We start from the raw sequence: 5,253 nt of genomic DNA, 5'->3' as shown, positions 1-5,253 counted from the left end.
ACTGAAAATATAAAGTTTAAAATATAAATTAAAACTTCAAATTTTTATCTGAAAAAGATAAAATTTGAAAATAAATAAAAAATTTAAATTTATTTTAGGATAAGTTTAATTATATATTAAAGATAAATTAATGATTCATTTTAATGAATGTGGTAAAATGGCAGCTATAAAATGTCCAAATTGTGGAAAAATTAATGATGACAGTCTTGATTTTTGTATTTATTGCGGTGCAATCTATGCAGATTATATGGTGGAAAATCAGGAACTTCCTAATCTTTTAATTTTTAAGATGAATGAAGAGGGTAAGGCTGAGCAAGTAGATTCATCATTCATATCTCCAGATATGCCTCCAAGACCTGCTAAACAGGAAAACCATACAATTGCAATTGTTATTGGGTATATTTTAGCTATTTTAGGAGGATTTTTAGGATTTATCTTTGCTATTTATTTGATTACAAGGAAAGATCCTAATGCTAAAAGACATGGGCTTGTTCAATTAATCATTCTTTTGGTTGAATATATTTTTATGGCTTATATGTTTATGTCTGGACAAATAGATGCAAGTTTATTGTTAAATCCATTCAACATGACTGGATTTTCAAACATGAGTCAAATAAACGGTTCAACTAATATGTCAAGTCTATTTGGCATTTAAATAATGCATTTCTTTTTTCTTTTTTCTAATATTTTTTAATCTTTTTTTAATCTTTTTTTTAAACTATTTTTACCATGTTTAACTATTTTTTATAAGTGAATTGAATTTAAATTCAAATAAAAATCTTTATAAGTTATTAATGTTTATATAATAGTAATAAAGTCGTTTTGTTTTTAAAGGGGGAAAATTATGAGACTAAATAAAAAACACATTATATCCATTTTGCTTATTTTTATTCTGGCTGTCAGTGCCCTATCTTTTGTTAGCGCATACACAGGAACTGGATTTACTCATAGCATTCCATTTTCAAAATATTCTTCAGTCTCAAACAGCGATATTTTGAATAAGTATAACAATACTGAATGTCATTCTGAAGTAAAGGGTAAATGTACCTATGTTGTTGATGGGGATACAATTGATGTGGAAGGTGTTGGACGTGTACGTTTTGTAGGAGTAAACACTCCAGAACGTGGTGTTGAAGGTTATATCTGTTCAAAACGTTTCGTTCAGAAGCTATGCCTTAACAAGCAAGTAAGTCTTGATATTGATAATAAAAAATCCAATGACAGGTATGGAAGGACTTTGGCTGTTGTTATTGTGGATGGCAAGAACCTTAATCAAATGCTTTTAAGGGAAGGTCTTGCTGAGATAATGTATATGCCTCCAAGTGAGTTTTATCCATACAGTTGGGCTCCAAATGCAACAGGTCACACTTATGGAACATTTTCATCAAGCAGTTCAAGTTCTAGTTCAAGTTCCTATAGCTCTTCCAGTTCAAGTTCAGGATCATATGTTGCCAGTGCAAACACCTGTAAGTTCCATAAGTCAACTTGCCAATGGGGAAAGAAGATTTCTGATAAAAATAAGGTGACTTTCAAAAGTCGAAGTGATGCTATAAGTCAAGGATATGAGCCATGTAAGGTTTGTAATCCTTAATTTTCTTTTTTTAATCAATTCTGTGTTTGATTATTTTGCTTTTTCATCTTTTGTTTGTTTATTTCTTTAATTTTTCTTTTGTTTGATTAGTTTATTTGGTTTAGTATCTTTTTTTTAAATTCAAACCTTAACACTCTCTTTTTATTTATTTTTCCAATTTAATATTTTTTTAATTTTTTTTTTTTTAATAAACGCCACAAATTTGTACTTTTTATTTAATGTTTTTTAATTTTTTTTAATAAAAGCCACAATTTTGTACTTTTTATTTAATGTTTTTTAATTTTTTTTAATAAACGCCATAAATTTGTACTTTTTATTTAATGTTTTTTAATTTTTTTTTTTTAACAATGCCTGTAATTTGTTACTTTTTACCCTCATAAAGTTACAAAATTATTAAATACTTTACTTTATTAACATATATCTAGATTTACTTATGTACTTATTTTTGGAGATTAATTATGAAAGAAGAAGTATTCTATGGAAAAGGTATGGAAACTGTAAAGAATGAGGATCTTGAATTGTATCAAGCTATTGTAGGTTTAAATGATGCAGTTTGGAATGGAAAAGTTTTAGATTATAAGACTCAAAAATTGATAGCAATCGGAATTGCAGCATCCAATGGAGACAGTCGTGCAACAGAAAAGCAAATTAAAAGTGCAAAAGAGGAATTGGGTGTACTTCGTGATGAGGTTATTGATGTATTGAAAGTTGTTCTCTTAACATCTGGAATGCAACCATTCAATAAAGCGTTACAAATAGCCAATAAGGTTTTTAAAGGCTGATTAATTAATTTTTATTGTCTCTGGTGAAATATGTCTGAAAAGGTTTTTTATGGAAAGGGGATTCGTCAAATTAAAGATGAAGACCCTGCATTTTATGATTCCATCCTTGAGTTGGATGAAAATATTTGGAATTCAAATGTATTGGATTATAGGACTCAAAAGCTGATTGCAATAGCAATTTCTGCTGCCAATGTTGAAAGTTCATCTTTTCTAAAGCAATTGACAAAATCCAAAAAGGAATTGGATATTAGTAGAGAAGAAATGATGGACGTTTTAAAGATTGTTTTATTGTGTTCTGGTATGATTCCATTTAATAAGGCCTTGGATGTATTAAACAGAGTTTATAAATAATTTAATTTTTATTTAATTATTTTTCTATTTTTTTCATTCATTTTCCAAAATATTAAAGACTTCTTCAATTGTATTTGCAATCTTAAAGATATTTTCTCTATTGTCTCTTAAGACTCCCTCTTTTTCCATAAAATCAAAATAGTCAAGAAGAATGTCAAAATAGTTGTTTAAGTTAAAAAGGACTATTTTCTTATTGTGTCTTTTTAATAATTTTAAGGTAATTATTTCAAAAAACTCATCTAATGTTCCTATTCCTCCAGGAGCAATGATGAATGAGTCTGAATTTTTTAAAAAGAGATTTTTTCTCTCATCCATTGTCTCTGTATAGATAAATTCGGTATCCTTTCTTAATGTTTCAATTTCATCAATCCATTTAGGTGCAATAGCCAATATTTCTCCATCATTGTCTAAGACTCCTTTGGAAACTGCTCCCATGATTCCAGCATTTCCACCGCCAAAGACTAGTTTATGTCCTCTTTTAGCTATTTCCGCTCCTAAGAGGTAAGCATCTTCAAGGTATTCAGATTTTATGTTTTTGCTTCCCGCTCCATAAAGACAGATTTTCATTATTTCACCCTTAATTATTTTTATGTATTTGCTTGTTTATTAATTGATTGTTGTTTTTGTTTTATTTGTTTGGTTTTGTGGTGTTTTTTGTTGTTTTGTTTTATTTGTTGGGTTTTTCCTGTTTATTATTAATATTCAAATCTAAGATATTTATCTATTTAAATTAAAAGGGACAAATATAAGATTAAAGTTTTTCATAATTATGTTTTGATTGTTTTTCGGTGAGTTTATGAAGATATTAGTTGTTCAGGAATCAGATTGGTTAAAGAGAAACCCTCATCAACAGCATCACTTAATGGATCGTATGGTTTTACGCGGTCATGAGGTTAAAGTTATTGATTATCCTATAGATTGGCCTAAAGAAGACTCTGATGGTTTTATTTTCCATAGGGAAGTTCATGAAAATGTTTCCAAGGTAAAACCTGAAGCGGATATTGAAGTTATTCGTCCATCATTCATTAAGGAACCTGGATTGAATTATGCCTCACTTTATTTTACTCACAAGAGGGAAATCAAAAAGCAGATTGAGGAATTCAAGCCTGATGTAATCATGGGATTAGGTCTTCTCAATGCATATACCGGTTCCAAACTTGCAAAGAAAAACAATATACCATTTGTATATTATCTAATTGATGTATTATATGCTCTTATTCCTGAAAAGGCATTCCAATCCTTTGGACGTAAGGTAAATATCAAGGCCATTGAAAATTCAGACATTGTAATTACAATTAATCAAAAATTGTCTGAACTAGCTATTGGGCTTGGAGCAAGCAGGGAAAATACAATTCTAATCGATGCAGGTATAGATTTAAATGATTTTAATCCTGAATTGGATGATTCCAAAATAAGAGAGGAGTATGGCATATCAAAGGATGACACTGTACTTTTCTTTATGGGTTGGATTTATGAATTTGCCGGAATGAAGGAACTGGCTATTGAACTTGGAAAGAATAAGGAAAAGTATCCGAATATGAAAATACTTATTGTAGGTGATGGGGATGCCTATGATAGGATGTGTGAGATAAAGGATGAATATGATCTTGGGAATCAGTTGATTCTTACTGGAAAACAGCCTTATGAAAGAATTCCTGAATTTTTGGCAGCTGCAGACTTCTGTCTTCTTCCAGCTTATATTGATGAGGAAATCATGCAGGACATTGTTCCAATCAAGCTTTATGAGTATTTGGCTATGGAAAAGGTTGTTATAGCTACAGAACTTCCGGGAATTTCAAAGGAATTTGGATATGGAAATGGAATAGAGTATGTTCAAAAGGCGGAAGAGGTTTTAGAGCTTGCCCAAAACATTCTTGATGAAGGAAAATATGGTGAAATTAGAAAAAAAGGAAGAGAATATGTTAAATCAAATGATTGGGAAGCCATAACTGATAAATTTGAAAATACCTTAAAAGAGTTAATTAAATAGGAAAATTATTAAAATTATAGTCTTATAAGATTTAATTTAATAGGAAAAATTTTTAAAAATAGTTATTTAAATAGGAAAAATTTTATTTAAATAATTAATTTGAATAAAAAATTAAAAAATTTAACTTTTATTCGCCAATTTGCGAATTTCATTGATATTGCTTTCAATGAATGGTTTGTATTTAGGATTTCCAAGTATTTTAAACTGTTTTTTATGTGTTTTTTGATAGGATTCATTCATGATTGCTTGCAATTCATCAGTGTCTGCTTTTAGTATTAGATCAAGTTTATGCAATTGTTCATCAGTTAAGCTATTGAAATAACCTTCAAGGACAGATTTGAATTTTCCTGCTAAATTGGTGTTCTTTTTAGCAAAACCCTCTAATAAAAATGATGGGGCCAATAAAAATAAGCCTTCGTATTCTTTCACATCTTCAAAAGTAATTTTGTCTTCACTCATGGAAATTCCTCTTTAAACTTTTTTTGGCTTTGTAGAAACCCTCCATTTTTATGAAATTTAGATTGATCGGTAAATGTTGC

7 protein-coding genes are annotated in these 5,253 nt (G+C 29.2%); 5 read left to right on the top strand and 2 right to left on the bottom strand.

All coding sequences use genetic code 11. The features are described 5' to 3' along the window. Positions 1-157 precede the first annotated feature (157 nt). The 4 genes from Q0138_RS07860 to Q0138_RS07845 all read left to right on the top strand — a co-directional run bounded on the left by Q0138_RS07860 (position 158) and on the right by Q0138_RS07845 (position 2,724). Positions 158-655 (top strand): zinc ribbon domain-containing protein, encoded by a 498-nt coding sequence (locus tag Q0138_RS07860; protein ID WP_297983054.1) that lies wholly within the window; start codon positions 158-160, stop codon positions 653-655. Positions 656-844: 189 nt separating this feature from the next. Continuing rightward, positions 845-1,591: a thermonuclease family protein gene (locus Q0138_RS07855; RefSeq protein ID WP_297983051.1), complete on the top strand. Its 747-nt coding sequence runs from the start codon at positions 845-847 to the stop codon at positions 1,589-1,591. 458 nt (positions 1,592-2,049) lie between these two features. After that, entirely contained in the window at positions 2,050-2,373 is a 324-nt protein-coding gene (locus Q0138_RS07850) for a carboxymuconolactone decarboxylase family protein (protein WP_297983048.1), read from the top strand. Between the two features lie 30 nt (positions 2,374-2,403). After that, positions 2,404-2,724 (top strand): carboxymuconolactone decarboxylase family protein, encoded by a 321-nt coding sequence (locus tag Q0138_RS07845; protein ID WP_297983045.1) that lies wholly within the window; start codon positions 2,404-2,406, stop codon positions 2,722-2,724. Between the two features lie 33 nt (positions 2,725-2,757). Here Q0138_RS07845 and Q0138_RS07840 read toward each other — a convergent pair whose 3' ends face one another. After that, positions 2,758-3,291 carry a TIGR00730 family Rossman fold protein gene (locus tag Q0138_RS07840; protein WP_297983042.1) on the bottom strand — a complete coding sequence of 178 codons (534 nt, stop codon included), beginning with the start codon at positions 3,289-3,291 and terminating at the stop codon, positions 2,758-2,760. A gap of 229 nt (positions 3,292-3,520) precedes the next feature. On the opposite strand from Q0138_RS07840, the gene Q0138_RS07835 reads away from it, so the two are divergent. Beyond that, a complete protein-coding gene (locus Q0138_RS07835; RefSeq protein ID WP_297983038.1) occupies positions 3,521-4,714 on the top strand; it encodes a glycosyltransferase in 1,194 nt (397 codons plus the stop codon). Positions 4,715-4,834: 120 nt separating this feature from the next. On the opposite strand, the gene Q0138_RS07830 is transcribed toward Q0138_RS07835, so the two are convergent. Next, on the bottom strand, positions 4,835-5,173 hold the full coding sequence (locus tag Q0138_RS07830) for a hypothetical protein (protein WP_297983035.1): 339 nt from the start codon (positions 5,171-5,173) through the stop codon (positions 4,835-4,837). Positions 5,174-5,253: the final 80 nt, after the last annotated feature.

Origin of the sequence: uncultured Methanobrevibacter sp., from assembly GCF_937906425.1 — an archaeon.
Classification (GTDB): Archaea; Methanobacteriota; Methanobacteria; order Methanobacteriales; family Methanobacteriaceae; genus Methanobrevibacter.
This window is presented reverse-complemented; position numbering and strand designations above follow the sequence as displayed.

Excerpts from the sequence above, each read along its gene's own strand:
- Q0138_RS07860 (WP_297983054.1), top strand. The coding sequence starts at position 158 with ATGGCAGCTATAAAATGTCCAAATTGTGGAAAAATTAATGATGACAGT.
- Q0138_RS07855 (WP_297983051.1), top strand. The coding sequence starts at position 845 with ATGAGACTAAATAAAAAACACATTATATCCATTTTGCTTATTTTTATT.
- Q0138_RS07850 (WP_297983048.1), top strand. The coding sequence starts at position 2,050 with ATGAAAGAAGAAGTATTCTATGGAAAAGGTATGGAAACTGTAAAGAAT.
- Q0138_RS07845 (WP_297983045.1), top strand. The coding sequence starts at position 2,404 with ATGTCTGAAAAGGTTTTTTATGGAAAGGGGATTCGTCAAATTAAAGAT.
- Q0138_RS07840 (WP_297983042.1), bottom strand. The coding sequence starts at position 3,291 with ATGAAAATCTGTCTTTATGGAGCGGGAAGCAAAAACATAAAATCTGAA.
- Q0138_RS07835 (WP_297983038.1), top strand. The coding sequence starts at position 3,521 with ATGAAGATATTAGTTGTTCAGGAATCAGATTGGTTAAAGAGAAACCCT.
- Q0138_RS07830 (WP_297983035.1), bottom strand. The coding sequence starts at position 5,173 with ATGAGTGAAGACAAAATTACTTTTGAAGATGTGAAAGAATACGAAGGC.